At 33.8% G+C, this 22,378-nt stretch carries 16 protein-coding genes; 14 read left to right on the top strand and 2 right to left on the bottom strand.

Features of this window, described 5'->3' with window-relative positions:
- Positions 1-22 precede the first annotated feature (22 nt).
- The 11 genes from BLV35_RS09550 (at position 23) to queA (ending at position 15,833) form a co-directional block, all read left to right on the top strand.
- Entirely contained in the window at positions 23-1,105 is a 1,083-nt protein-coding gene (locus BLV35_RS09550; RefSeq protein ID WP_091088692.1) for a bifunctional 3-deoxy-7-phosphoheptulonate synthase/chorismate mutase type II, read from the top strand.
- Between the two features lie 189 nt (positions 1,106-1,294).
- Positions 1,295-2,272, top strand: coding sequence for a ribosome small subunit-dependent GTPase A (rsgA, locus tag BLV35_RS09545; protein WP_091088689.1), 978 nt, complete (start codon positions 1,295-1,297; stop codon positions 2,270-2,272).
- Positions 2,273-2,310: 38 nt separating this feature from the next.
- On the top strand, positions 2,311-2,763 hold the full coding sequence (dtd, locus tag BLV35_RS09540) for a D-aminoacyl-tRNA deacylase (protein ID WP_091088686.1): 453 nt from the start codon (positions 2,311-2,313) through the stop codon (positions 2,761-2,763).
- A gap of 146 nt (positions 2,764-2,909) precedes the next feature.
- Entirely contained in the window at positions 2,910-4,820 is a 1,911-nt protein-coding gene (locus tag BLV35_RS09535; RefSeq protein ID WP_091088683.1) for a DUF3857 domain-containing protein, read from the top strand.
- A 5-nt stretch (positions 4,821-4,825) separates the two neighbouring features.
- A complete protein-coding gene (locus BLV35_RS09530; RefSeq protein ID WP_091088680.1) occupies positions 4,826-6,838 on the top strand; it encodes a transglutaminase family protein in 2,013 nt (670 codons plus the stop codon).
- Between the two features lie 5 nt (positions 6,839-6,843).
- Positions 6,844-8,913: a transglutaminase-like domain-containing protein gene (locus BLV35_RS09525; protein WP_091088677.1), complete on the top strand. Its 2,070-nt coding sequence runs from the start codon at positions 6,844-6,846 to the stop codon at positions 8,911-8,913.
- Between the two features lie 5 nt (positions 8,914-8,918).
- Positions 8,919-10,907 (top strand): DUF3858 domain-containing protein, encoded by a 1,989-nt coding sequence (locus BLV35_RS09520; RefSeq protein ID WP_091088673.1) that lies wholly within the window; start codon positions 8,919-8,921, stop codon positions 10,905-10,907.
- Between the two features lie 4 nt (positions 10,908-10,911).
- Positions 10,912-12,912, top strand: a complete 2,001-nt coding sequence (locus BLV35_RS09515) for a DUF3857 domain-containing protein (RefSeq protein WP_091088670.1) — start codon at positions 10,912-10,914, stop codon at positions 12,910-12,912.
- A 31-nt stretch (positions 12,913-12,943) separates the two neighbouring features.
- Positions 12,944-13,270 carry a nucleotide pyrophosphohydrolase gene (locus tag BLV35_RS09510; protein ID WP_016988618.1) on the top strand — a complete coding sequence of 109 codons (327 nt, stop codon included), beginning with the start codon at positions 12,944-12,946 and terminating at the stop codon, positions 13,268-13,270.
- 99 nt (positions 13,271-13,369) lie between these two features.
- Positions 13,370-14,599 (top strand): 3-phosphoshikimate 1-carboxyvinyltransferase, encoded by a 1,230-nt coding sequence (gene aroA / locus BLV35_RS09505; protein WP_091088665.1) that lies wholly within the window; start codon positions 13,370-13,372, stop codon positions 14,597-14,599.
- Positions 14,600-14,783: 184 nt separating this feature from the next.
- Positions 14,784-15,833, top strand: coding sequence for a tRNA preQ1(34) S-adenosylmethionine ribosyltransferase-isomerase QueA (queA, locus tag BLV35_RS09500; RefSeq protein WP_074721045.1), 1,050 nt, complete (start codon positions 14,784-14,786; stop codon positions 15,831-15,833).
- A 214-nt stretch (positions 15,834-16,047) separates the two neighbouring features.
- Here the strand turns inward: queA and BLV35_RS09495 are convergent, their stop codons facing one another.
- Positions 16,048-16,782 carry an SIMPL domain-containing protein gene (locus BLV35_RS09495; protein WP_091088660.1) on the bottom strand — a complete coding sequence of 245 codons (735 nt, stop codon included), beginning with the start codon at positions 16,780-16,782 and terminating at the stop codon, positions 16,048-16,050.
- Positions 16,783-16,951: 169 nt separating this feature from the next.
- Here BLV35_RS09495 and kynU point away from each other — a divergent pair, with 169 nt between their 5' ends.
- Positions 16,952-18,232, top strand: coding sequence for a kynureninase (gene kynU, locus BLV35_RS09490; RefSeq protein WP_091088656.1), 1,281 nt, complete (start codon positions 16,952-16,954; stop codon positions 18,230-18,232).
- 113 nt (positions 18,233-18,345) lie between these two features.
- On the opposite strand, the gene BLV35_RS09485 is transcribed toward kynU, so the two are convergent.
- Positions 18,346-18,984 (bottom strand): flavin reductase family protein, encoded by a 639-nt coding sequence (locus BLV35_RS09485; protein ID WP_091088653.1) that lies wholly within the window; start codon positions 18,982-18,984, stop codon positions 18,346-18,348.
- Between the two features lie 403 nt (positions 18,985-19,387).
- Between BLV35_RS09485 and BLV35_RS09480 the strand changes: the two genes are divergently transcribed.
- A complete protein-coding gene (locus BLV35_RS09480) occupies positions 19,388-19,798 on the top strand; it encodes a YMGG-like glycine zipper-containing protein (protein WP_091088649.1) in 411 nt (136 codons plus the stop codon).
- Between the two features lie 168 nt (positions 19,799-19,966).
- The gene (locus tag BLV35_RS09475) at positions 19,967-22,357 is read left to right on the top strand and encodes a penicillin acylase family protein (protein WP_091088646.1); all 2,391 of its coding nucleotides are present in this window, start codon (positions 19,967-19,969) and stop codon (positions 22,355-22,357) included.
- Positions 22,358-22,378: the final 21 nt, after the last annotated feature.

Below are 22,378 nucleotides of genomic sequence, written 5' to 3'. Positions count from 1 at the left end.
ATAAAATAAATAATTAGAAAAGATGGAAAACAAGAAAGAAATGAGAAATTGGTTGAATGAATTTAATTTAACTCATCCATTTGTGATTGCAGGACCTTGTAGTGCTGAAACAGAAGATCAAGTATTGAAAATTGCTCATGAATTGAAAGATTCAGACGTTAGTGTTTTTAGAGCAGGTATATGGAAACCAAGAACACGTCCAGGAGGATTTGAAGGTGTTGGAGAAATTGGATTAAAATGGTTACAAAAAGCTAAAGCTGAAACTGGTTTATTGATGGGAACTGAGGTAGCAACTTCTGCACACTGTAAATTAGCTTTGGAGCATGATATTGATGTATTATGGGTTGGAGCTCGTACAACGGCAAATCCATTTGCAGTTCAAGAAATTGCAGATACATTGAAAGGAACTGATAAAATCGTTTTAATCAAAAACCCAGTAAACCCAGATATGGCTTTATGGTTAGGTGGAGTAGAGCGTTTGTATAATGCAGGAATTAAAAACTTAGGAGTAATTCATAGAGGTTTTTCTACTTACGAAAAAACAAAATACAGAAATATTCCAGAATGGCAAATTGCTATTGAATTACAAAATAAATTCCCTGATTTGCCATTAATTATTGATCCATCTCATATCACAGGAAATCGTGAAATGATTCTTGAAGTAACACAAGAAGCTTTAGATTTAAATTATGACGGTATGATTATCGAAACTCATATAGATCCAGATAACGCTTGGAGTGATGCTGCGCAACAAGTAACTCCAGACGCTTTGAAACAAATTTTCAAAGATTTAAAAGTTAGAAAAGTAAATGATGCTTCGGATGAGTTTACCAATAAAATGACAAAATTAAGAGCAAACATTGATGTTCTTGATGCTAACTTATTAGAGTTATTAGGAAAAAGAATGAAAATTGCTGACGAAATAGGTCAAGTGAAAAAAGACGCTAACGTGGCGGTATTGCAAAACAAACGTTGGAATGAAATTCTTGGAAAAATGATTCTTGAAGGAGAGAAAAAAGGACTTACTGAAGAGTTTGTACTTAGAATGTTTAAAGCGATCCACCAGGAGAGTATTAGTCATCAAGATAAAGTACTTAATGCATAATTAGTATTTAATTGTAATCGAATGAATCCCCACTTTTTAAAAAATTGTGGGGATTTTTTTATCTATGATTGTGTGGTGATCAAAAACATTACACTTCATACTTTAAACGTGAAACAAAGAATTATCTTTGCAAAGTATTTAATAGGTGCTTAAAGGCATATTGGACGCCGAATATCGTAAATAATAAAAATGACAGGACTCGTATATAAATCTACAGGAAGTTGGTACACCGTAAAATCAGAACAAGGTGATTTTATAGAATGCCGTATGAAAGGGAAATTCCGAATCAAAGGAATTAAAAGTACCAATCCAATAGCTGTAGGGGATATTGTGGATTATGAACTGGAAGAATCTTCGGATACAGTAACTGGAACTATTCATAATATTCATGAAAGAAAGAATTATATCGTTCGAAAATCAGTAAACTTATCCCATCAGATGCATATTATTGCGTCTAATATTGATCGCGTTTTCCTTTTAGTTACCATAAACAATCCACCTACGACTTTCAATTTTATCGATCGGTTTTTAGTAACCGCTGAGGCATACGGAATCGAAACTATTTTAGTATTTAATAAAATAGATACTTTTGACGAAGCTACCTTGGATGAACAATTGTACATGCAGCATGTGTATCAGGAAATTGGATACAAATGCCTTCGAGTTTCCTCTACAGAAATGAAAGGGATAGAAAAGTTGAAAGAAATGATGATTGGTAAAGTGAGTATGTTTTCAGGACATTCTGGTGTAGGGAAATCAACTTTGGTTAATGCTATGGAACCTTCGTTGCATCTAAAAACAAAGACCATATCTGAAGCTAGTAAGCAAGGGCAACACACAACGACTTTTGCCGAAATGTATGATTTGTCTTTTGATGCCAGAATTATAGACACACCCGGAATTAAAGGTTTTGGAGTTGTAGATATGGAACCGGCAGAAATTAGCGGGTATTTTCCTGAATTTTTCAAATTGAAAGATCAGTGTAAATTCAATAACTGCGTGCATAAAGACGAACCAAAGTGTGCTGTAAAAGATGCATTAGAAAAAGATGAAATAGCCTGGTCACGTTACAATAGTTATCTTAAACTGTTAGAAGGAGATGATGAAAATTATCGTACTGACATTCACAATGAAGATCGAGCAATAAGTGACGAAAATAGAAAATAGTAAAGACCTGATGAATCAGGTCTGTTTAAAATAATAAAATGAAAATTGTTCTCCAAAGAGTTTCTTCCGCATCTGTAACCATTGAAGATAAAGTAGTAGCCGATATTCAAAAAGGGCTGCTAATTTTAGTTGGTATTGAAGATACGGACGGTCAAGAAGATATTGACTGGCTAGTGGGGAAAATTACCAAAATTCGTGTTTTTGATGATGAGAATCACGTGATGAATCTATCTGTTCAGGATATCGACGGTGATATAATTGTAGTGAGTCAATTTACACTTCATGCCAATACTAAAAAAGGCAATCGTCCTTCCTACATTAAAGCCGCAAAACCAGATGTTTCAATTCCGCTTTATGAGAATTTTGTAAAAAAGCTTGACATTGAGCTTGGAAAAAAAATACAAACGGGTGTTTTTGGGGCTGATATGAAAGTAAGTCTTTTAAATGACGGACCAGTGACTATAATTATAGATAGCAAAAACAGAGAGTAATCACTTGTTTATTGTAAGATTTACTCTATTTTTGAAAACCACGAATAATAAAAAAAATCCAAAAATGAAAATAAAGTGTCTGTCTTTGACGGACTTCACTTTATCAATGCGCCTATTTGGTAATTTTTTATACTCCCAAAATCCCCATGAAAATCAGAATCCTACTATTAACTGTTTTTGTTGGTATCACTTTCTCGTTAAAAGCGCAGAAGAATGAATATTCCATTTTGCTCATTTCTGACAGCTTAAAAGTAAATGCCAACGCCGTCGTAAGGTTGAACCAAATTGATATCGTTATTTCCTCTCAACGAAATATGACTATCAGTACCAAAAGGGTTATTACAGTCTTAAATGAAAAAGGGCTTTCGGCTATTGACGCCGTAGAGAATTACAATAAGAAAACTACTGTCAAAGACATCGAAGCATATGTTTATGATGGCCTTGGAAACGAAGTAAGAAAAATTAAAAGAAAAGATTTTAAGGATCAAAGTGCAGTGGGTTCCAGTACCCTTTTTTCTGACAGTCGGTATGTTTATTTAGATTATACGCCTACACAATATCCTTTTACGGTAGTTTATGAAAGTAAACTTGAAACTTCTAACACTGCTTTTATACCTCAATGGTATCCAGTATCTAACTTTTTTGTTAGTGTAGAAAAAAGTGTTTTAAATGTAGATTGTCCTGTAAATCTTGGGTTTAAAAAAATGGAATTTAATTTTGAAAATTTCAATATCCAGAAAATAAATGATACGCCAACGCAATTGTCCTATACTGCAAGTAATATATTAGCTCAAAAACAAGAAGACTACAGTCCCGTATTTAGTTTTGTGTTGCCTAAAGTAATGATGGCATTAGAACTATTTCATTTGGAAGATGTCGATGGATCTGCCAAAACTTGGAAGGAGTTTGGTCAATGGTACTCTGATGAGATATTATCGGGAACCACTGTGTTATCCGAAGAAACCAAAGCTAAAATGAGAACCCTTGTTGGGGAGGAAAAGGACCCTATTATAAAAGCAAAATTAATTTATAACTATGTTCAGCAAAAATCAAGATATGTTAGTATTCAGGTAGGAATAGGCGGATGGAAACCTATGTATGCTAATGATGTTGATAGATTGGGCTATGGGGACTGTAAAGCTTTGACGAACTATACAAAAGCACTTTTGGAGGCAGTAGGTGTTCCTTCCTATAATACAATTTTATACGGGGACAGTTATAAGAAAGATATTGAATCGGAATTCGTATCCATGCAAGGGAATCATATGATTTTAGCAATTCCTAATGGGAATAAATACACCTGGTTAGAATGTACAAGTCAAGATGATCCTTTTGGTTATCAGGGGACTTTTACTGATGATAGAAATGTTCTGGTAATAAAACCGGAGGGAGGGGAAATCGTCCGAACTAAATTATATGAAGACAGGGATAATACTCAATTAAGTTCAGGCACCTATTCTTTGTCGAAAGAAGGCGATTTATTGGGGGAAATAACAATCATCTCCGAAGGATCACAATACAATCAAAAAGCAATGCTGGAAAATCTTCAGCCCACAGAAAAAGAAGCACATTATAAAAAGTATTGGTCTAACATAAGTAATTTGAAAATTAATAAAACAGCCTTCTCTAATGACAAGGAGAACGTTAGATTAACTGAAAGAACTGAAATTAGCGCTGTGAATTATGGGAATATTTCAGGAGGTAAAATGATGTTTGCCTTAAATGCCTACAACCAGTATACTGGAACTGTAAAAAGGATTAGAAATCGAAAGAATCCATTTGAAATTCAAAGAGGTTTTACTGATGTCGATGAAATTACGATTGTATTGCCTCATGAATTTGCGATCGAATTTCTACCTAATAATTATGAGTTAAAAAGTAAGTTTGGAGCATATAAAACTGAGTTTATAAAAAAAGACAATGGTTCTATACTATACAAACGCAGCTTGTTTATAAATAAAGGAATGTATTCAAATACAGAATATGACGAGTACCGAGTTTTTATAGAACAAGTTTCAAGAAACGATAATGCTAAAACCATATTAACCAAAATCTAAACCTCATGAAATTAAATCAATTAATCCTTTTTCTATTTGTCGCAACATTTTGTCTGAATGTAAATGCACAAGACTTTAAACTGGGTAAAGTTTCTGTTGCCGAACTTCAAGAAAAATCCCATGCAAAAGATCCTGCGGCAGTAGCGGCCATATTATTCAAAAAAGGCGAGGTTCGATTTGAATATGTGGAAGATAAAGGGTTTGAAATTATTACTGTAGTGCAAACCCGTATCAAAATTTATAAAAAAGAAGGTTATGATTGGGCAAACCAATCGGTACGTTATTATTTAGCAAATAATGGCGAAGAAAAAATTTATTTTAAAGATGCGGTAACCTATAATTTAGTAGGAGATAAAATAGAAAAAACCAAGTTAAAGAACGACGGCGAATTTGATGAGCAAATTAATAAATATTGGGGGCGTAAGAAGATAACAATGCCTAATGTAAAAGAAGGTTCGGTTATAGAGTTCGAATATACCATTAAGTCACCACGGTTTAGCGAACTAATCGATTGGAGCTTTCAAAGTAGCGTTCCAGTAAATTATTCAGAATTCAGAACTTATATCCCAGAGTATTTTGTTTATACCCCGAATCAAAAAGGGTATGTTTTTCCCAAGGTTGCTTCTGAAAAGAATAAGAGAACTATTGTCAGAAACAGCAAAGAAAGAGCAAGTGGTTATGTTGGTAATACTACTTTTTCTCAAGATAAGACTGATTATCAAGAAACGATGACAACTTATTTAGCGGAGAACTTGCCAGCAATGAAAGAGGAAGCTTATGTCAATAATATTGATAATTATACATCAAGTATTTCGCATGAGTTGAGTATGACTAGATTTCCTAAATCATCCATTGAGTTGTATTCCACAGATTGGCCATCGGTTACAAAAAAAATTTATGAGAATGATGACTTTGGAGCAGAGCTTAACAAAACTGGCTATTTTGAGGATGATATAAATAGATTGCTTACGGGTTTGAAAACCCCATATGAAAAAATTGATGCGATTTATAATTATGTAAAGACTAATCTTAAATGGAACGATTATTACGGCTATTCCTGTAATGATGGAGTAAAAAAAGCCTATAAGGACAAGACTGGTAACATAGCTGAAATTAACCTTATGCTTACTGCGATGTTACGTTATTCTGGATTGACTGCAAATCCAGTTTTGGTGAGTACACGATCCAATGGAATTGCATTGTTTCCTAATAGGACGGCTTTTAATTATGTAATTGCTGCAGTTGAAACTCCAAAAGGAATGATGCTATTAGATGCATCGGATAAATTTTCAACTCCAAACGTATTGCCTTTTAGAGCTCTAAACTGGATGGGAAGATTGATTAGAAAGGATGGTACATCAGATGTGGTTGATTTAATGCCTAAAGTGAATTCTAATAGTACAGTTATGATGAATTACAGTATTGATGAGAGGGGTGCAGTTACAGGAAAACTTAGGCAACAGCAAACAGATTATAATGCAATGACTTTCAGGAGAAAAGTTGATAATATTATAGAAGACAGCTACCTTGAAAAGTTAGAGAATGAAAATAGAAAAATAGAGGTGACAAGCTATTCAAGGCAAAATGAAAAGGACCTCAAATTACCAGTTATGGAAACTTACTCCTTTACAGGTTCAAATCTTTGTGAAATAATTGGAGACAAAATATATATAAGTCCAATGCTGTTTTTAGCAGGGACAAAAAACCCGTTTCAGCAAGAAGTACGTGAATATCCGGTAGATTATGGATTTCCCTTCACGGAAAAAAATACTGTGAACATTCAAATTCCAGATGGGTACACTATAGAGAAAATTCCGGATCCCGCAGTTATTACAATGCAGGATGATCTGGGTAGCTTTACATTCATTACAAATGTATTAGGAAACCAGATTCAAATCTCGATAATAAACCAAATAAATACAGCAATTATCCCATCAGAATATTATTCGATGTTGAAAAACTATTATCAGGGGATGCTAGACAAGCAAAACGAAAAAATTATTTTAACCAAAGTCTAATAATAATGCTTTTTAAAAAATTACTACTTCTTTTTTTACTTCTTTTTTTGTTTTCAAAAACAAATGCGCAAGATTTTAAATTAGGGAAAGTTTCTGTTGCCGAACTTCAAGAAAAATCTCATCCTAAAGATCCTGCGGCAGTGGCAGCGATTTTATATAAAAAAGGGGTTACAGGCGTTGGGTATTTTGGTAATCACAAGGGGTTTTCTTATACTGAAGTCGAGATGCGAATTAAGATTTATACAAAAGAGGGCTTCAAGTGGGCTATCCAAACTGTTGATTTAAAAAAAGGAATGTCTATAGAAGAGAGTGTGGTTTTTTCAGATGCGGTTACTTACAACCTTGTAGATGGAAAAATAGAAACAACAAAATTAAGAAGTGAAGGGAAGAATAAAGAAAGCATAAATAAACACTTGGAAATTGAAAGTATAAACATGCCCGATGTAAAGGAGGGGTCGATTATAGAGTTTAAATATTTAGTAAAAACAGATGATTTGAGTTCGCTGAGAGATTTTCATTTTCAAGAAAATATTCCAGTAAACTTTGTAGAATACACTACTCATCTGCCTGAATTTTGCTCATATGAAACCCGTCAAAAGGGATTTTTGAGTCCGAAAATTTCAGTAAGTAAAAAAACAAATTCAATTAAATGGATGGTGGAAAAAGTAACTGTAACCAATGGTAGAAAAACGTACCAGCCAATAACCTTACAGCGAAATTCACATAGTGGAAGAACTGTTGAAAGGGAAACTTACTCAAATGGGAATACGGACTATATTGAAGTGAAAACGAATTATACTTTGGAAAATGTACCTGCTATCGCAGATGATGCTTTTACAAATAACGTCAGTAATTACGCGTCAGTTTTGGAGCAAAAATTATCCGTCATTAATTATCCAAGTGATTCCTTTAAACAATATATACCCACTTGGGAATCTGTAGTAAAAACGATCTATGAATCTGACGATTTTAAAGAGGAGCTTAATAAGACTGGATATTTTGAGGGTGATATAAAAAGTTTACTTATCGGTTTGAATACCCCAAATGAAAAAATAGATGCAATTTATGATTATGTAAAGACAAACATAAAATGGAATGATAGTTATGGCTATTCTTGTGGTGATGGAGTAAAAAGAGCTTATAAGGACAAGACTGGAAACATAGCAGAAATTAATCTAATGCTAACGGCGATGTTGCGTTATGGTGGATTAGAGGCAAATCCAGTTTTGGTGAGTACACGATCCAATGGAATTGCGGCGTTTCCTAATAGTATGGCTTATAATTATGTGATTGCTGCAGTTGAAACTCCAAGCGGAAGAGTGTTATTAGATGCATCCGATAAATTTTCAACTCCAAACGTTTTACCTTTTAGAACTTTAAACTGGGTAGGATGCTTGATTAGAAAAAATGGTACATCAGATGTGGTCGATTTAATGCCTAAAGTGAATTCTAGCACCACAGTTATGATGAATTACACGATTGATAAGAAGGGTGGTATTGCGGGGAAACTCAGAAAACAACAAACGGATTATAATGCAATGACTTTTAGGGAAAAAGTCGATAATGTTACAGAAGACAGCTACCTTGAAAAGTTAGAGAATGATAATAGAAAAATAGAAGTGAGAGGCTATTCAAGACAAAATGAAAAGGAGCTCAAATTACCAGTTATGGAAACATACTCCTTTACAGGTTCTAGTTTTTGTGAGGTGATAGATGGTAAAATGTATGTAAGTCCAATGCTATTTCTAGTAGGAGAAAAAAACCCGTTTCAGCAAGAAGTACGTGAATATCCCGTGGATTATGGATTTCCCTTCACAGAAAAAAACACTATGAACATTCAAATTCCAGATGGATATGCGATAGAAAAAGTTCCGGCTCCCGCGGTTATTACAATGCAGGATGATCTGGGTAGTTTTACTTTCATTACAAATGTATTAGGAAATCAGATTCAAATCTCGATTATAAACCAAATAAATACAGCAATTATCCCGTCAGAATATTATTCGATGTTGAAAAACTATTATCAGGGGATGATAGAGAAACAAAACGAAAAAATTATTTTAATTAAAGTCTAGCCTCGATGAAATTTAACCAATTGATCCTTTTTTTATTTGTATCGCTATTTTATTTGAATGCAAATGCGCAGAAATTCGAACTGGGAAAAGTTTCCCTAGAGGAACTTCAAGAAAAAGCACATCCTGTCGATACCTCTGCCGCAGCTGCTATCTTATATAAAAAAGCAAAAACTTATTTTATCCATGAAATAGGGACAGGATTTTTTGTTTACCATGATTACGAATTGAGAATTAAAATCTATAAAAAAGAGGGCCTGAAATGGGCCGATTTTAAAGTGCATTATCGTGGAGGTGATGAAAATTTAGTACCTGAGGCCGTCAGTTTTTCTGATTGTGTGACATACAACCTAGAGAATAAAACAATACAGGCAACCAAACTTAGAACGGAAGGTAATCTTAAGACAGATATTAATAAATATTGGAACGAAGCGTTAATTACAATGCCAAATGTAAAAGTGGGTTCAATAATTGAAATACACTATACGTTGAAATCTAAAAATGTAGTACAGTTTCCAGTTTTTGATTTTCAATATGAAATCCCGGTAAATTATGCGGAATATGATACCGACATCCCAGAAGTATTTATTTATAAACCAATACTTACGGGCTATCTAAAAGTGAATGCAGGAAGCAAAATAGTCGATGAAAAAGAATCGTTTTCTTATAAATTTTATCAAACATCTGACTTCCCTTTTAAATATCAACTGTCAAATTACAAAGCAGAAAACATACCCGCTTTAAAAGAAGAAGCATATGTAGATAATTTACAAAATTACAGATCATCTATTCAACATGAACTTGAGAGAACCCGATTCCCATTTGAAAAGGTAGAGGATTATTCCATTACATGGGATGGTGTAGCCAAGAATATATTTGATTTTAATAGCTTCGGACGAGAGCTTAATAAAGATGGTTATTATGAAGAAGATTTAAAAAGAATAGGATTGAATGTCAACAGTGAATTCGAGAGACTAGATGTTATTTTTAAATTTGTTAAAAATAAAATGAATTGGAATGAATATAAAGGTATTCTAACAGATAAAGGGGTTAAAAAAGCATACAAGGATGAAACTGGAAATGTAGCAGAAATAAATTTTATCCTTATCGCAATGCTAAATAAGGCAGGTATAAAGGCAGATCCAGTTTTAATAAGTACAAGAGAAAATGGGGTTCCAGTTTATCCTAATAGAACAGTTTTTAATTCAGTTATTGCTGCCGTAGAGATTGATGGAAAACAAATTTTGCTCGATGCAACTAATAAATATGCGTCGTTAAATATTTTGCCTTTGCCCGATTTAAATTGGACAGGCCGTCTAATTAATAAAGACGGGAGCTCAAAAGAAATTAATTTGGTGCCAGATAAGGTTTCGAATGTAAATATCAATCTTTTACTTTCGATTAATGGTCAGGGAAAAATGGTTGGGAATGCCAGGATTCAAAAAACAGATTACGAGGCACTTAATTTTAGAGAGCAAAAATCATCATTGCAAAGTGAAAGATATCTTGAGAAATTAGAAAGTAGTTTAGGAGGAATTCTTATTGATGATTATAAGTTAAATGACGATATTAATTTATCGTCTTCTATAATCGAAAGTTTTAGTTTTGTGTCTAATAAACATAGTGATGTAATAGGAGGCAAAATTTACATAACTCCACTGTTATTTTATAATGACACAAAAAATCCTTTTGTAGAGAATAAAAGACAAATGCCAATTTATTTTGGTTTTCCAAAACAAGAGAAATATAATATTAATATAGAAATCCCTCCTGGATATAAAGTAGAATCGCTACCGGAATCAGTTAAGGTTTCTACTGTCGACGGAATCGCCTCTTTTTCAATTAATATTATGTCTGTTGGGAATAAAATACAAATTGCAGTAACAAAGGAGATCAGCAAGGCAATTGTTTCAGCTGATTATTATGATGTATTAAAAGACTTCTTTCAGCAGGTGCTTGATAAGCAAAATGAAAAAATAATTTTAATAAAAGTATAGATAGATGAAAGATGTTAGGATAGGAATTGTTTTGTTTCTTTTACTTTTTATGTCGGAGATAAGTGCCCAGAAATTCGAACTGGGAAAAGTTTCGCTAGAAGAACTTCAGGAAAAATTACATCCTATTGATTCTAGTGCGGCGGCTGCCATAGTATATAAAGCAGGAAAAACAATCTTTAAATATGACTATGAAAAAGGATTTTATGCACTTCATGAATGTCAAATCAGAATTAAAATATATAAAAAAGAAGGGTTGAGTTGGGCAAATTTTGAAGTGCCTTATTATGTAGGTTATGAGAGCATGAGTGATGATGTTGTCAAGTTTTCAAACGCAGTTACTTATAACCTGGAGGGAACTGAGATTGTTAAAACTAAATTAAATAGCGAAGGCAGCTTTAAAAAAAATGTAAATGAGTATTGGAATGAGGCTTCGATAACGATGCCAAATGTAAAAGTAGGATCCGTTATTGAATTCAAATACATTTTGAAATCAGAGAACGTAGTTACTTTTCCAGCTTTTAATATGCAATATAGTATTCCAGTTAATTACTGCGAGTATAAAACTGAAATCCCAGAATTTTATATCTATAAGCCTGTAGCTACTGGATTTGTGAAAGTGAATACAGAACAAAAATATGAGGATGCTTTTCAGGGTTATGATAACCAGTATCGCAATAGTAGTACCTTAAAATATAAACAAATAAGTTCAATACATACTGCTGAAAGCATACCTGCTCTTAAAGAAGAGAATTACATTGACAATGTAAGGAATTATACTTCTTCAATTAAGTATGAACTTGAGAGAACCCGTTTTCCAGATCAAAAAGTAAAAGACTATTCGATCACCTGGGAAGGAGTTGCTAAGACAATTTTTGACAATAAAGATTTTGGTCAAGCATTAGATGCCGATATAGATCTTGTTACCGATTTGAGATTTATACTGGAAGCACAACATAAAACGGATTTGTCACAGTTAGAGAAACTGGATGTCATTTTTAAATTTGTGCAACAAAAAATGAATTGGAATAATCACTATGGTTATTACGTTGATAAAGGAATTAAAAAAGCATATGTTGAAAAAACAGGAAATACAGCCGAGATTAATTTTATCTTAATCAGGATGCTTAAATTAGCGGGAATTAGTGTTAATCCAGTTTTGTTAAGCACTATTGAACATGGGGTTCCTGTTTTTCCTAATCGAACAATTTTTAATTATGTAATTGCTGGAGTGGAAATTGATGGCAAACAAATACTTTTGGATGCTACAAATAAACAGACGACACCTAATGTGATGCCTCTTAATACTTTAAATAGGTTTGGGAGATTAATAAGAAAAGACGGTACTTCAGAGGAAGTCAATCTTATGCCAAAAACAACCTTAAATGAAAATACTGTTTTATATGTATCGGTTGATGAGCATGGGAAAATAGCTGGGAAATGTCGCATTCAAAAAAGCGATTATCCCGCATTTAGTTTTAGAGAAAATAACAAGGGATTTAATAAGGAAAGTTATCTCGAAAAATTAGAAAACAGTTTAAACGGAATACAGATTAGTGATTATAAAATCGAAAATGTAGCTAATTTAGATAAACCCATTATTGAATCTTTCACATTTGTAACAGGAAATCATTGTGAGATAATAGGCGGAAAAATGTTTATTAATCCCAAATTATTTTTTACAAACAGTAGAAATCCCTTTGTGAAGGAAGAAAGACAAATGCCTATTTATTTTGGTTATCCCAAACAGAAAAAATATCAGATTACTATAAATATTCCAGAAGGTTATTTGGTCGAATCTGTTCCTAAACCGATTAAAATTGCAACTGGAGAAAATGTAGGTCTATTTATTTTTAATATTCTTCCAGAGGGAAAGATAATACAGATTTCTTTTACAGAAGAAATAAATGCGTCACTTGTTTCTTCAGATTTTTATGAGGTATTAAAAGACTTCTTTCAACAAATGATTGATAAACAAAATGAAAAAATAGTTTTAATAAAAGTATAATAGCCCTATCGGGATTAATAAACATAACAACATGAACTTAAAAGATTCCCAACTAGACGTAGACAATTGGATTAAAGAGCACGGCGTTCGGTACTTCAACGAATTGACCAATATGGCACAACTTACCGAAGAAGTAGGTGAAGTAGCACGCATCATTGCCCGTCGTTACGGTGAACAATCAGAGAAAGAAAGTGATAAGAACAAAGATCTTGGTGAGGAATTAGCCGATGTTGTTTTTGTGGTTTTATGTCTCGCAAATCAAACTGGAATCGATTTACAAGCCGCTTTCGATAAGAAAATGGATTTTAAATCGGTACGAGATAAGGATCGTCACAAAAACAATGAAAAGCTGAAATAATTTGTGGATTATAAATTATGAATTATAACCGTGGAGTGGTAAATTGCGTGCTTGAATTATACGGATCATTATTCATAACTCACCACTCATAAGTACAACATGAATTTATTATTACAAACTACCCATTCCAATTTACAAGCGCAAATTGCAGTTACTGGATCAAAAAGTGAAACCAATAGACTTTTATTGTTAAAAGCACTTTTTCCTGCTATAACATTAGCAAACACATCTAACTCTGACGATAGCGAGGTGATGGAAAAAGCACTGATAGGAAAGGAAGAAATTGTAGATATTCATCATGCGGGAACGGCAATGCGCTTTCTTACAGCTTTTTTTGCAGTAAACGAAGGTCGTGAAGTGGTTTTGACTGGTTCGCAACGTATGACGGAGCGCCCTATAAAAGTTTTAGTAGAAGCATTAGAACAACTAGGTGCGAAAATCACGTATGAAAATGAAGTGGGATATCCGCCTATTCGAATCAAAGGACAAAAGATAACCGCTTCTAAGGTAAATATTCCTGCAAATGTAAGCAGTCAATACATTTCGGCTTTAATGTTAGTAGCACCAAAATTAGAAAACGGAATCGAAATAAATTTGGTTGGCGAAATTACTTCTGTGCCTTACATCAAGATGACTTTGGCTTTGCTCAATGATCTAGATGTTAAAACGAGCTTTGAAGGAAATGTGATCAAAGTATATCCAAAGGCAACTGTTGAACCCAAAGAAATGACAGTAGAATCCGATTGGAGTTCTGCTTCTTACTTTTTTAGTTTGGTAGCCCTTTCCGATACAGCTTCGGTTACTATAAGTAGTTATAAAGAAACAAGTTTGCAAGGAGATTCCGCTTTGGTGGAAATCTATAAGCAAATGGGTGTTGATTCTCGATTTGAAAATAACGCGTTAACACTTACAAAGGATATTAACTTTAAACCTGAAACTTTAAACCTTGAGTTAAACAACACTCCAGATATCGCACAAACTATTGTTGTCACATGTCTTGGTTTAGGAGTTGGTTGCCATCTTACAGGACTTCATACTTTAAAAATTAAAGAAACAGATAGACTAGAGGCACTTAGAATTGAGCTTACAAAATTGGGTGCAAATATTTCGGTAACAAACGATAGTTTAACGCTTGTGGCTTCAAATACAATCAATCCTAATATTAAAATTGCAACCTATAACGACCATAGAATGGCAATGGCATTTGCTCCTTTGGCGCTAAAAGTGCCAATAATAATCGAAAATGCTGAAGTTGTTTCTAAATCATACCCTGATTTCTGGGAAGATTTGAAAAGTTTAGGTTTTAATAGTACTGAATTAACGGTGTAATTATCAATGTTTACGGGGGTAAACACTTGTCGCTTTGTTACTTTGCAATTTTGTATCTAAATTAAATAGCAAAACACTTGACAACGCCTATCTCACAGTCGTATATTTGCATTCTTAAATAAGTTTTACTATAGGGCTAAATAAGTAGGTCTTATACTAGAAACTTTTAAACAAAAATATAAAGATGAAATTATCACATTTTCAATTTGATTTACCTAAGGAATTGTTGGCAGAATTTCCGTCTGAACACAGAGATGAAGCTCGCTTAATGGTTATTGATCGTAAGAAACAAACTATCGAACATAAAACGTTCAAAGACGTTATCGATTATTTTGATGATGGCGATGTTTTAATTTTGAATAATACTAAAGTTTTTCCGGCACGTTTATACGGAAACAAAGAAAAAACGGGTGCTAGAATCGAAGTTTTCTTACTTAGAGAACTAAATGCTGAACAACGCCTTTGGGATGTTTTAGTAGATCCAGCACGTAAAATCAGAATCGGAAATAAATTGTATTTCGGTGACGATGATTCATTAGTAGCTGAGGTTATCGATAATACAACTTCTCGTGGAAGAACATTGCGTTTCCTTTACGATGGTTCGTATGAAGAATTCAGAAAAAAATTGACAGAACTTGGAGAAACTCCAATCCCAAAATACATAAGCAGAGATGTTACTCCAGAAGATGCGGAGCGTTACCAAACGATTTATGCTAAAGAAGAAGGAGCTGTAGCAGCACCTACTGCAGGATTGCACTTCTCTAAACATTTATTGAAAAAACTAGAAATCAAAGGAATCAAATTTGCCGAAGTTACACTACACGTTGGTTTGGGAACATTCAATCCTGTTGAGGTTGAAGATTTGTCAAAACATAAAATGGACTCTGAGGAATTAAAAATTACTCAAGCAGCCTGTGATATTGTAAATGACGCTAAAGTGCATAAAAAACGTATTTGTACTGTAGGTACTACTTCTATGCGTGCTGTAGAAAGTTCGGTTTCTTCACATGGAACATTAAATCCTTTTGATGGTTGGACAAACAAATTTGTTTTCCCTCCTCATGAATTTACAATTCCTACTTGTATGATTACCAACTTTCATACGCCAAAATCTACTTTATTAATGATGGTTTCAGCATTTTGCGGACATGATTTAATGAAAAGAGCTTATGAAGAAGCAATCAAAGAAGAATACAAATTCTATTCTTATGGTGATGCCATGTTAATCATCTAATCAACATAAAAGGTTAATTCACAAATCTCGTCAGTAATGGCGAGATTTTTTTTTTGGGCGTGCCCCAAAAGGGTCTGGCTATTTGTTGCAATCGTTTTTATAATTCTGCTAGCGCTACATTATAAAAAAGGATTTCCACTTCACACGAACGATAGCGAACTAGCGAAGTAATCCCTCACGCGACTCTCAGTGTAAAATAATATTTTTTAAAAATCTAATCTACCTGATACACTAATTTTATTGTAATGGTGGCTGTTTTGTTTTTAGAATTGGTATTAAATGAACCGCCATAAGAATAATCTTCAGAGGAGTTTTGAGCTATAATTTGGAAAACCCCCATATCCGATTTCTTTAAATTGCCTAAAGCTGCATCAGCATTCTCAGCAATACTTTTGGCTCTTGAACTGGCATCTTTTGTGGCTTCGGCAATCATTTTTATTTTTAATTCGGCTAGTTTTGTGTAGTAATATTCAGGAGCATTCGAGTAAAATTCAACTCCTGTGTTAATTAATTCGCTGGATTGTCTCGAGATATCTTCAATTTTATTTACGTCCTTAGACTGAATGCTGACATTTTGGTTTAAGGTAAAACCAGTGAATAAAGTTTGTCTAACGGTTCCGTTTGCATTATAACTGGTCTCGTAATCTTTGTTGAAACTAATAGCTGAGAAAATAATATCAGCAGTAGGGATTCCTTTGCTTAATAGATAATTTTTAATTTTTTCTCGGTCAGCGTCTAAAGATGCGTAGGCCTCTTTTAAGGTATTGCTTTTTTTAGAAAAGGATCCTTTCCAAACAATTAGATCCGATACAAAATCTGTTTTTCCTAATCCGGTAACACTTATGGTGTCACTGCTTTTATTTCTGTTCTGGAAAGCGTTAGAAAACAAAAAAGCAGAGATGACCACCGCTATAGAAAGAATAATTACGTTAAGGCTATTTTTAAGCATGTGACTAGAGTTTAAATACAAGTAAATATACTTAAAATTCAGCGGTTAAGTGATTTGCCTTAGCGGAATCTTCCAATTGGTATTTAACTTCATTTAACTTGTTAAATAAAGCAAGGGCACTTTGCGCAGCAATAAATATTAGTTATTTTTACAAAACTAAATTATATCCATGACTTTCGAAAACACTAAGGAATTTGCAAAACAACTTGATTCACAAGACAAATTAAATAAATACAGAGACGAATTCATTTTTCCAAAAGTGAATGATAAAAAAGTAATTTATTTCACTGGAAATTCATTGGGCTTACAGCCCAAAAGAACAAAAGCCTATGTTGATGATGTAATGGATGATTGGGCAAATCTAGCGGTCGAAGGACATTTTTATGCCGAAAAACCGTGGTGGGATTATCACGAACGTTTTGCTGAGCCATTAGCTATAATTGTAGGTGCGCTTCCGTCAGAAGTTACCGTAATGAATACCTTAACGGTAAACCTTCATTTATTGATGGTGTCCTTTTACCGACCTACAAAAACGAGATATAAAATCATTTGTGAGGAAAAAGCATTTCCTTCAGATCAATATATGTTTCAAAGTCAGGTGGATTTCCACGGATACAAAACAGAGGATGCTATTGTAGAAATTAAACGACGCGATGGAGAGCATAACATCCGTTTAGAAGATGTTTTGGCTAAAATTAAAGAAGTTGGTGATGAACTGGCTTTAGTTTTAATTGGCGGAGTGAATTACTACACGGGTCAGGTTTTTGACATGAAAACGATAACTGCTGCAGGACATAAAGCGGGCGCAGTAGTGGGTTGGGATCTTGCTCATGCTGCTGGAAACATAAAATTAGAATTACACGATTGGGATATAGATTTTGCGGCTTGGTGCAGTTATAAATACATGAATTCTGGACCAGGAAATGCTTCTGGATGTTTTGTACATGAAAAACACCACAATAATCCTGATTTACCTCGATTTGCTGGTTGGTGGGGACATAACAAGGAACGCCGTTTCAAGATGGAACCTACTTTTGATCCCGTTCATGGGGCAGATGGTTGGCAAATAAGTAATTTGCCAGTACTTTCTTTGGCGCCTTATTTGGCTTCCGTAGAAATGTTTGATGAAATAGGCATGGACGCCCTAATTGAAAAAAGAGATAAAATAACTTCCTATTTAGAATTTGTTCTTCAGGAGATCGACAAAGAAGTTGACAGTAGTTTTGAAATAATTACGCCAACGAATCCCGCTGAAAGAGGATGTCAATTATCCGTTTTACTTCACGGAGAAGGACGCAGTTTGTTTGACTATTTAATGAAAAATGGAGTGATTACAGATTGGCGTGAACCTAATGTGATTCGGTTTGCACCAGTTCCATTGTATTGTTCTTTTGAAGATATGTATGATTTTGGACAAATATTAAAAAAAGGAATTCAAGAAGTACACTAATAGAATTAGAAACCCATTGACAAGTTAAATGTTTTATTTGTCAATGGGTTTTGTTCTTCTTTAATTCTCTAACATCTAATAATAAATTCAAAGGGACTAAGCAACATGAGTTTTTATTTAAAAATGGATTTTGTTGGAGTGTCTATTCTAGCATATTCAAAACGGTCAATTAACTTGGGTAAGCAATAACCATCAAGACCATTTAAAGCGACTACGTTTCCTTTTTCTATTTGTAGCCAACCATCTTCATGTCTTAGGTTTTCGTCAAAAAACAGCTGTTCGATAGAAGCAATAATATGAATGGTGTCATTTTCTTTAATGTAATATTCATTTACATATTTACAATACAATTGCACTGGGCTGCCTTTTGTAAAAGGAACACTAATACCTTCTTTCCACTCTTCTTCAAGATTTGTTTTGTTAAATTCAGACACTCCACTTTCATAATTAGCTGATGTATGATGTGCATCAACAATCATAGTCTCTGTAACGTGATTTACGGTAAAATGTCCTGTGTCTTTTATGTTTTTGTAGGTGTCGCGCGGAACCGTTGTGGGACGCACCATAAAACCTATCAATGCAGGATTGCTTCCTAAATGGGTTATGCTACTAAAAATAGCAACGTTACTTTCTCCAACTAATGATTTTGTCGCAATTAAATTTGCTGATTTGTAACCCGTGCAAGAATTAATTAAATTTAATCGTTCCACTTTTTCGAGTTTAGAAAGATCATCTTGAGAAATTGCAGTCATAATGGTTTATTTAAATGTTTTGTTTAACAAAAATACAATATTAATAAACAACATTATAATCCTGAATACAATTTGATTTATGATAGGATGGCAACGATCTGTTTTACTTCAGTTCGAAGGGTTTAGTTTATTTGACTAATTAATGAAAAGCGTTAGAATCTCATGTTCGTGTGAACTTAATCTGATTTGGTTAGCTCCAGTTGTTTTGAAGGTGACTAGATTCGAAAAAGAGTTGTTTTTAAATAAGTAAGGGTAATATTGAGGTGTAAGTTTGAATCCCTTAAGTAGTATAGATTGTCAAGTCTTTAACGTAAATTATATAATAAATACTTGAAATTATATAAGTTAGATTAGGTCTTTTCGTTGTTTCTTTGTGAATTATTAATTCTGAAATCATAAAATTATGAAAGCATTATATTTTATAGCACTGTCTCTGTTAATTGTTTCTTGTAAAAATCAAGGAAAAATGGATTTAGAGGCTGCCAAGGAAGCAACTGTTGACTCTATGGAAGTTGCAATTGAAAAACAAAGAGTGATTGACTCTATGCAGGTGGAAATGACAAAAGTTGAAATGCAAAAAGAAACTATTATAGTTAATCAACCAGGAAATAACACAACGACTACTACGACAACCACTACAGAAAAGAAAGGTTGGAGCAGTACAGCAAAAGGAGCTGTAATTGGTGCAGGAGTTGGTGCGGCTACTGGTGCGATTATAAGTAAGAAAAAAGTACAGGGAGCGATAATAGGTGGAGTTGCTGGAGCAGGAGTTGGAGCAGGAACTGGTGCTATTATTGACGGAAGCAAAAAATAATAAATAAGTAGTTGATTGAAGAAAGAGTGTTTGGATTCCAATTTGGAATTTAAACACTCTTTTTGATTTTAAACAATTTCAGATTTCGGGTTTATCGCAGAAGAATGAAAAGCAATTCGTTCAAATGCGTGTGAAATTATTTATATTTGTTAATCACAAATTATAAAAATGAAAATAATCAAAAAAAGCCTCTTAGTCTTAGTTTCAATAATTGCGATTCTAATTGTTGGGTTGGTGTTGTACGGTTTTTATCTAAAGCCAAAATATGAAGGCAAAGTGGAACTGAAAAGTATTCACGACGAAACAACAGTGTATTTTGATGGCTTTGGGGTGCCGCATATCTATGCCAATAATGCTATAGATGCAATGACTGCTTTGGGTTATGTTCACGCGCAAGATCGTTTGTGGCAAATGGAATTAATGCGACGTATTGCACCGGGACGATTGTCTGAAATCTTCGGAAGGGTGGCTTTAAAGAATGATATGTTTTTTGCTGGTCTTGGTATCGAAGAAGCCTCAGAAAAGGCGATTGCAGGTTTAGATATAAATAGTGAAAGTTATAAATTGACAGAAGCTTATCTGGATGGAATCAATCAATATATGGATGAAGGGGTGACCCCAATCGAGTTTCAGTTGGTTGGCGTAAAGAAAGATAAATTCACTATAAAAGATGTGTATAATATTTTTGGTTATATGTCCTTTAGCTTTGCCATGGCACAAAAAACAGATCCGTTGTTGACTGATATTCGTAATAAATACGGAATGGATTACCTAAAGGATTTTGGTCTTGACGGCGAATTTAATACTACTATAATTAAAAACGCAAAAGAAAAGCCGCAAGAGTTTTTAGCCATTTCAAAATCAGTAGCGGCATTATTGGATAATTCACCTATTCCTCCTTTTGTGGGAAGTAACAGTTGGGTTATTGCACCAAAGAAAACTAAAAATGGAAAAGTAATTTTTGCAAATGACCCGCATATTGGATTTTCACAACCGGGAACATGGTACGAAGCCCATATCGTAACTCCTGAATTCGAATTGTATGGTTGTTATCTGGCAGGAACGCCTTTTCCCTTGTTAGGACACAATAGGGATTACGCTTATGGTTTGACTATGTTTGAAAATGATGATATTGATTTATACCAAGAAGAGAATAGTCCTGGTAATGCCAATAAATATAAAACGCCAACAGGTTTTAGTAATTATATAATTAGAAAGAATGTTATAAAAGTAAAGGATAGTGCTGATGTAGTGCTCAACGTAAAAGTGAGTCGACACGGTCCTATCATGAATAATTTAATTGTTGGTTTAGATAATAAGAAACCGGTGGCTATGTCTTGGATTTACACACAGCAACCCATTCATATTCTGGATGCGGTTTATGCTCTTTCTCATGCTGAAAGTAAAGCTGATTTTCAAAGAGGGGTAGCTCTTATTTCGGCTCCAGGGTTAAATGTGATGTATGGAGATGCTAAAGGAAATGTAGCCTGGTGGGCAACAGGTAAATTATACAAACACAATGAAGGAGTAGACACGAATTTTATCTTGGATGGTCCCTCTGGAAAAGATGATATTACGGAATATTTGGATTTCTCCAAGAATCCTTCGGCAGTAAATCCAGAATGGAACTATGTGTATTCAGCAAACAATCAGCCTGAAGCAATTGATGGTTTTGTATATCCTGGTTATTATCTCCCAGAAGACAGAGCGAAAAGAATTACCCAGTTATTAGAGCCAAAGTCAAACTGGGATAAAAAATCTGTAGGTAAGATGATTACGGATAATACTTCGTCAGTAGCTCCTGATGTGGTTAAGAATTTAATTTCCAATTTAGATGTGAATTCACTTTCGAAGAATGAAAAAGAAGCAGTTGCTATTTTAAAATCTTGGAAAGGAACAAATAATACAGAGGATGTGGCGCCTACAATTTACAATAAGTTGATTTATATGTATCTAAAAAATACTTTTAAAGACGAGTTAGGAGAGGACGGATTCAAGCAGTTTTTAGCTACGCATATAATGAAGCAGCTAATTGCCAAACAAATCACAAATGAAAAATCGCTGTGGTGGGACAATGTAGAAACTAAAAACAGAAAAGAATCCAGAAGTGAGATTCTTTCGAAATCTTTTAAAGAAGCAATTACTGCATTAGAAATACAATTAGGAAAATCGGTTCCTGCCTGGACTTGGGATAAAGTACATGTTGTAGAATATCAGCATCCGTTAGGGAAAATTGCTATGCTAAGAAAAATATTTAATGTTGGGCCATTTGAGGTATCGGGGTCTAATGAAGTAATCAACAACCAAATGTTTGATTATACAAATGAATCGGAATACGTTGTAAAGGGAGGCCCGTCTTCGCGAAGAGTGATTGATTTTTCTGATATTGAAAATAGTTGGAATGTACTGCCTACTGGACAATCTGGAAATCCGTTAAGTCCGCATTATAATGATCAGGCAGAAATATACAACGCAGGTAATTTTAGAAAAATGATGCTCAATAAGGAAGAGATTGTTAAAACTTCAACAAAATTGGTTTTTATCCCTGGTAAAAACTAAAGGTTTTTAAAGCCCTTAAAA

Source organism: Flavobacterium gillisiae (assembly GCF_900107635.1).
In the GTDB taxonomy this organism is placed as follows: Bacteria; Bacteroidota; Bacteroidia; order Flavobacteriales; family Flavobacteriaceae; genus Flavobacterium; species Flavobacterium gillisiae.
The sequence above is the reverse complement of the archived record's forward strand: the minus strand, read 5'-3'. Positions and strand labels throughout refer to the sequence as shown.

What these genes read in the sequence shown, in the direction of transcription:
- BLV35_RS09550 (WP_091088692.1), top strand. Translation starts at nt 23, where the DNA reads ATGGAAAACAAGAAAGAAATGAGAAATTGGTTGAATGAATTTAATTTA.
- rsgA (WP_091088689.1), top strand. Translation starts at nt 1,295, where the DNA reads ATGACAGGACTCGTATATAAATCTACAGGAAGTTGGTACACCGTAAAA.
- dtd (WP_091088686.1), top strand. Translation starts at nt 2,311, where the DNA reads ATGAAAATTGTTCTCCAAAGAGTTTCTTCCGCATCTGTAACCATTGAA.
- BLV35_RS09535 (WP_091088683.1), top strand. Translation starts at nt 2,910, where the DNA reads ATGAAAATCAGAATCCTACTATTAACTGTTTTTGTTGGTATCACTTTC.
- BLV35_RS09530 (WP_091088680.1), top strand. Translation starts at nt 4,826, where the DNA reads ATGAAATTAAATCAATTAATCCTTTTTCTATTTGTCGCAACATTTTGT.
- BLV35_RS09525 (WP_091088677.1), top strand. Translation starts at nt 6,844, where the DNA reads ATGCTTTTTAAAAAATTACTACTTCTTTTTTTACTTCTTTTTTTGTTT.
- BLV35_RS09520 (WP_091088673.1), top strand. Translation starts at nt 8,919, where the DNA reads ATGAAATTTAACCAATTGATCCTTTTTTTATTTGTATCGCTATTTTAT.
- BLV35_RS09515 (WP_091088670.1), top strand. Translation starts at nt 10,912, where the DNA reads ATGAAAGATGTTAGGATAGGAATTGTTTTGTTTCTTTTACTTTTTATG.
- BLV35_RS09510 (WP_016988618.1), top strand. Translation starts at nt 12,944, where the DNA reads ATGAACTTAAAAGATTCCCAACTAGACGTAGACAATTGGATTAAAGAG.
- aroA (WP_091088665.1), top strand. Translation starts at nt 13,370, where the DNA reads ATGAATTTATTATTACAAACTACCCATTCCAATTTACAAGCGCAAATT.
- queA (WP_074721045.1), top strand. Translation starts at nt 14,784, where the DNA reads ATGAAATTATCACATTTTCAATTTGATTTACCTAAGGAATTGTTGGCA.
- BLV35_RS09495 (WP_091088660.1), bottom strand. Translation starts at nt 16,782, where the DNA reads ATGCTTAAAAATAGCCTTAACGTAATTATTCTTTCTATAGCGGTGGTC.
- kynU (WP_091088656.1), top strand. Translation starts at nt 16,952, where the DNA reads ATGACTTTCGAAAACACTAAGGAATTTGCAAAACAACTTGATTCACAA.
- BLV35_RS09485 (WP_091088653.1), bottom strand. Translation starts at nt 18,984, where the DNA reads ATGACTGCAATTTCTCAAGATGATCTTTCTAAACTCGAAAAAGTGGAA.
- BLV35_RS09480 (WP_091088649.1), top strand. Translation starts at nt 19,388, where the DNA reads ATGAAAGCATTATATTTTATAGCACTGTCTCTGTTAATTGTTTCTTGT.
- BLV35_RS09475 (WP_091088646.1), top strand. Translation starts at nt 19,967, where the DNA reads ATGAAAATAATCAAAAAAAGCCTCTTAGTCTTAGTTTCAATAATTGCG.